Source organism: Halalkalibacter kiskunsagensis (assembly GCF_037027555.1).
GTDB lineage: Bacteria > Bacillota > Bacilli > Bacillales > Bacillaceae_D > Halalkalibacter > Halalkalibacter kiskunsagensis.
Genome location: NZ_JAXBLX010000057.1, coordinates 21,992 through 27,991, shown reverse-complemented (window position 1 = coordinate 27,991; position 6,000 = coordinate 21,992). Strand labels below are relative to the sequence as shown.

Below are 6,000 nucleotides of genomic sequence, written 5' to 3'. Positions count from 1 at the left end.
ATGAATTAAGTATACAAAAAAGAACCCTATAAAGTAGTCCTTTTTTCAAAGTGTCTACTCTATAGGGTACATTTTATAAAAGGATTATACCTTTTATATGATAGCCTCTATTTGTGTTTTTTTACTGATTTGCACTTACATGTTCGGACAAATCTTTCTCATCAAGCATTCGTTTCAGTTCTTTTTTACTTTGTTTGGAGACAAGGATGTAGAGTGTATCTCCCGCTTGTATCGTTGTCTCACCATAAGGTGTAATCAGATCTCCGTTTCTAATAATGGCATTAATCAGCACATCTTTTGGAAACTCAATTTCTGCAAGAGATTGATTGACAACAACATCATCTTCATTTATCTCAACTTCAATAATTTCTGCATTTGCCTTTCCGATTGACACAAGCTCAAGAGAATGAAGAGGAGTTTCTTTTTTTGTACCTGTTAACTCCAATTTTTCAGCAAAGAAAGCAATGGTTGAGCCTTGAATTAAAGCGGATGTTAACACGACGAAAAAAACAACATTGAAAAACAGTTGGCTATGAACAAGCCCCGAAATCATCGGGAATGTTGCTAAGACAATAGGAACGGCACCCCTTAATCCAGCCCAAGAGAGGAAAAGTTTTTCTTTAAAATCAAAATTCATTTTTATTGTTGAAAGAAACACAGCAATAGGTCTAGCAATTAAGATTAAAATAAAAGATAAGATAAATCCTTTAATGATAATATCAAGATCAAATAGTTGAGAAGGGAAGACAAGCAAGCCGAGAATAACAAACATTAAAATTTGCATCATCCAGGCAAACCCTTCGTTAAATCTGAATATAGAGTGACGGTAGGTTAAATCTCTATTCCCAATTACAAGCGCAGCGACATAAACAGCTAGTAATCCACTTGCGCCAATAAGAGCTGTTATGCTATAGGTTAGCAAGGCAAAGGCCATAGCAAAAACAGGGTATAAACCACTTGAATCTAAGTTAATGCGATTGACCGCATAGGAAGCAACCATACCGAGTCCTAACCCGATGAGAAGTCCCATACCCATCTGCCAGAAAAAAGCTCCGACGAGCAATAGATAATTAGGCTGATCTGTCATTAATAATTGAATAAAAGAAATAGTTAAGAATACAGCCATAGGGTCATTTGTTCCTGATTCGGCTTCGAGAATAGAACTAAGGCGCTCACGAAGGTTTACTCCTTTCAAGACGGCAAATACAGCTGCGGCATCAGTCGAGCCAACAATTGCTCCAAATAGAAAAGCTTCCATCCACGTAACAACAAGAATGAATTTAGCTGCAGTTGCAACGATTGAAGTTGTTATTACTACACCGAGTGTAGCGAGAGATAAAGAAGGTATAGCTACTCGTTTGACAGTGGACCACTTTGTTTGCAAACCGCCTTCAAATAAAATAACGACTAAAGCGAGTATTCCTATTAGTTGTGCATATTTTGCATTGTCGAAATAAATAAATCCGATCCCATCACTACCAGCTAACATCCCAACTAACATGAACAAAACAAGGGCAGGTACCCCTAGTCGTGTCGAAAATTTTGCTGTTAACACACCTGCAATTAAAAGTAGAGCAACAAGTAATATAAAGTAATCTGTATTTAAAGCTCCATTTATCATCCAGTAGATCCTCTCCAATATAGTCTAATTTTTTCTCTCAATGATGTTATAAATTCACGTCAATTTGTGGTGGTTTATTGATCTCATCGGTTATTCCTATATAGCGTAAAGTAGCACTGCGAGTTTTATGGTTGAATCGTTTTTGTAAGAACGAAACAGCCACACCTTGTTTGTATGCATGAAAACCGAATGTTTTACGCAATGTGTGTGTACCGATTTTGTCGCATATTCCTGCTTCCTGTGCAGCTTGGTTAATGATTCGGTAAGCTTGCTGCCTTGTAATTGGTTGTTTTTTATTAGAAGCAGAAAACAAGAAGTCATCTGTTTTTAATTTTGAATGTTTGACGTAATTTGAGATGGCTTGTTTCACTTTATGATTTAGGTAGATTTCCTCGTAATCGGAAGTGGTCTGAATAATGAAGTTTCGGGGGGAATCTTTATCTAATACGTCTTTACATTTTAGTTCTAACATTTGACTGATCCGTAAACCTGTATTAATGCCTAATACAAATAATAAATAATCTCGTTTGGAACGTTTACGTAAGTAATGTTTCATTATTTTGATTTTTTCAACTCGTCGAATCGGTTGTACATATTCCATGTCTAACCTCCTTTGGTTGCGTTACATATTGACATTATAGCATACGTTTATGTAACATTTTATAATAGACAATAAATTCAGTTTTTTTCACTTATTTTAATCTAAATTTGTGGAATAGGAGGATAATATGAAAAAACGTGGAATAATTAACCGGTATCTATGAAATTTTACATAGTTTGTAGTTAAATTGAAAATTGATAGACATGAATTTTCTGTTACAATAGCTGAATAAAGTTATGAACGTTTTAATAAAATTGATTAGGGAATTGTATTCTCGTTACAAATTAACATCAAGGAAGGAATTGACTATGACAGTAGAGAATGAACTGATCAAAAAGATCCATTATAAAAATAATGTTGAATCCCATGACGGAAACCTACCGATAAAAAGTCTTGCAGAGGAATTTTTAGTTGAACAAAAGAGTGAAGAATCAAATCTATCTACTATTCGTTTTGCTCAAGGAGAAGTCTATTATCATTGTAAAGATTTTGAGACAGCTATTTTTAAATGGCAAAACGTTCATAATGAACTAGAGCCATGGGCGAAGAAAAACATTGCTGATAGTTATTATGAGCTTGGTCAACTGACAGATGCAGAGGAAATGTATTTATCTATCAATACTGACAATATAGTTCTGACCACGGAAATAGAATTGCAATTGTTTTCCGTTTATATGGATCAACAGTTGCTAGATCAGGCAGCAAAAGTAATCAAAAATATTGTGGCAATGAATCCGGACTATCCTACAGTAACGGATGTAGCTCGTTCGTTTTTTGAAGAATATAGGGATTGGAGTAGTGCCATTGAGCTTGCCGTTAGTGAATCATTACGAACTGAATCAATTGAATGGTATGGTATTTTAAATACCTATATAGATAAAGGATTAACAAAAAGCATCGAACCAGCTTACTTTACAAAAACATTACAAACCCTTTTTACAATTGATGAAGACAAGTTTGAACAAATGGCAATAGCGTTTTGGAATAGCTATGAGCAGGAAAATTACTATTTTTCATGGATTGTTGAATTTGACCATCTCTTCTTACAAATGGAAGTAAAACGTTCTAATAATTGGGAAGAATTATCTAGAAAATATAAGGAAACTTATTTGGAGTTAATTAATGGGAGTTATTATCTTTCTGAGCTAGAGAATGTTATTCCAAATCTATTGACGAATTGGCTGAAAGTGACAGGCTCTTCTGAATTAGCGATCGTTTCAACAGCAGTCCTTGCTTGGAACGAGCTAAGGCCATCAAGTATCAACCAAGCGATTGTTAACGAAGCGAATACACTGCTTAAACAAGGAAGAATTTCTGAAGATGGATTGGAACAAAGTTTGTTATTATTTGAATCCATTATGCAGTGGGCAGACGAACATGAATTAAAAGTCGGCAATCGGTTAAAGTGGATGATTCAGGAATTACTAAATTTTAATGTAAATCATTTATTAGTAATTGGGAGTTCAGCAAATGAACAATCATCGTTTATGAATCTAATGGTTGGAGAAACTAATTTAGAAGAGCTAAACTCCACGGTGATGCTAAAATATGGAAAAGAGCGCTTGGTTCGTGCATTAACGGATAAGGCAATTCATCAAGATGTTGAGGCCGATTTAGAAGTACATTTATTACCAGATCCGCACATTCTTGAATATTGTCTACCAAGTTCTTTTTTACATGAAAACTCTATTGCGCTTCTGCATTCTCCTAAGTTAGGAAGCTCAAGAGGAAATAAACGTTGTCCTGAAATTCATTTAGCAGATCGAGTATTATTTGTTTTAGATGCACATAAATCATTTGGTGAGGATGAACGATACAAGATTGGACAAATTCAAAAGCTTGCACCAAATCTTCCCATTCATTTTCTAATCAATAAACTAGACGCAATTTATAATGAACAAGAAATTAATCGAATGATTGAAGAAACAAAATCAAGAATTTTAATGTGTTTTCCAAATGCAAAAGTGTTTACTTTTTCAAGAGTAAGTGATATGCCAAAATTCCTTAGTGAGATGTTTAAAAATCAAACAGTTGAAACAGAGAGAAATGGACATTTGCTTCAGTTAATTCGAACGACTATTACGCATCTGCTAGAAAAACGAGTAGATATGGAAAGCCAGTTGATGGATGAAATCACTTGGAATGAGGAAATGGTTATTAAGCTTACAGGGGCAAATAATCAGTTAGTAGATGCTCAGAAAGAGAAAATGCAAGGGATTAAACAGTCTTATCATGTCATTATTCAAGAAACAAAAAAAGATTTAAAAGTCACGATCCCGAAGTTATTGCAAAACTGTTCTAGTTTTGTTCGAGAAAAAAGTGATTTCCGAACCATTCATCTTGAATTAAATCAAAAAATGAATGAGCAAATTAAACAACACTTAGAGCAAACGGCTATTCCAAAACTAGCAAACTCTCTTCAACAGTGGCTAGAAATTGGCAATGTAGAATTTATTCAAAGCCAATCCTTCTTAAAAGAGATGAGCGAAGGATTTAATGCGCTGTATGGTGAGGAGCGCTTAAAGTTACAATGCGATTTTCGGGTACTCGATGACTGGTATCGTGATATAGATCGAATGACAAATGGAGTGCATTTGGATAATGTGAACATTTTGCTACGCTTGACACCATCACAGATCTTACTGAAAAGTTCAGGAAAGTTATTTGGCGTACTCCCAACAAACAAAGCGATGCTACAGAAAATGTACAAGAAGTTTATCGAAAATGAAGACTACAAACAAATAGCTGATTCAGTCAGCAATCAGTTTCTGATGCAATTTGAATTATTTGAAAAAGCATTGGATCGTGATATGGATATGTTTTTTAGGAATCCATTTAACGTGTTTAATGAAGCGACAGAAGAGGCTCAGTCAGCAATTAGTGAAAAAAATGAGGCCCTTCATGAACTGAAGTCAAGCCCAGAAAAGTACCAAGATCCGTTAGCATTATTCAAATTAAAATTGTATCAATACGAGTTAATGGAACAAGTAGTTAAGAGCAAGGGTAAAGAAAGGGTATCGTTAAAGTAGGGAACAACAGTCTTGATAGTGTATCTATTTTTGAGAAGGGAAACAGTGGCATCAAAAGTAGGTAGGTCCGATGATGGGAAAATTAGAAATAAGATAGGAAATCAAGTATAAAATCGCATAGGTTTTATTACTTGATTTTTTATTGTTATATCAGAATTTTTACTCTTAAGCTGGAGAATTTAGTATGTTAATTGAGGATGGAATAGATGTCCTGCGAGGGAAAAAATGGAAAAAGAGGTTGTTTCAAAGGTCAAAAGCGACCTTTTGAGACAACCTCCTTAAAGGAACCGCGGTTTGCGTTTTTTCTTATTTAGAAGCCATCGTTGCCACCTGTATATGGAATATTCAGGTTATTCTCTACTGTACGCAATCGCTGATTCATTCTGCGTAGACGGTCAAAATTACGCTCATCATTTTGATTTAAGCGAATGATTTCTTCATTTATCCGATTAATTTCACCATTCAACCGTTGAATTTCTTGATTTTGTCTTGATATTTCGGTTACTTGTTGCTCGATTTGCTGTTCAAGTTGATCGACTCTCCCGTCAAGTGTTGGTTGTCTGAAAACGGGATTGTTATGATAAGACATTGGCTGTTGTACATAACCAGGGTAATATTGATATGGATTCATGATCAAGCTCCTCTACAAATTTATCGTAAATGAATACGTTAATAGCCTATGTAAACTACTACAGAGTGACAGGGCAATAGCCTAGTTTTAGATATTTTGAAATATTTTTCTTATTTGT

Annotated in this window: 4 protein-coding genes; 1 reads left to right on the top strand and 3 read right to left on the bottom strand. The window is 34.8% G+C overall.

Going from position 1 to position 6,000, the window contains the following annotated elements; translation table 11 throughout:
• Positions 1-121: 121 nt before the first annotated feature.
• Positions 122-1,621 carry a potassium/proton antiporter gene (locus SLH51_RS21780; protein WP_335963643.1) on the bottom strand — a complete coding sequence of 500 codons (1,500 nt, stop codon included), beginning with the start codon at positions 1,619-1,621 and terminating at the stop codon, positions 122-124.
• 46 nt (positions 1,622-1,667) lie between these two features.
• Complete coding sequence (locus SLH51_RS21775) at positions 1,668-2,222, bottom strand: tyrosine-type recombinase/integrase (RefSeq protein WP_335963642.1); 555 nt, start codon at positions 2,220-2,222, stop codon at positions 1,668-1,670.
• A 308-nt stretch (positions 2,223-2,530) separates the two neighbouring features.
• Here SLH51_RS21775 and SLH51_RS21770 point away from each other — a divergent pair, with 308 nt between their 5' ends.
• A complete protein-coding gene (locus SLH51_RS21770) occupies positions 2,531-5,251 on the top strand; it encodes a GTP-binding protein (RefSeq protein WP_335963640.1) in 2,721 nt (906 codons plus the stop codon).
• A 310-nt stretch (positions 5,252-5,561) separates the two neighbouring features.
• Here the strand turns inward: SLH51_RS21770 and SLH51_RS21765 are convergent, their stop codons facing one another.
• Complete coding sequence (locus tag SLH51_RS21765) at positions 5,562-5,882, bottom strand: hypothetical protein (protein WP_335963639.1); 321 nt, start codon at positions 5,880-5,882, stop codon at positions 5,562-5,564.
• Between the last annotated feature and the right edge of the window lie 118 nt (positions 5,883-6,000).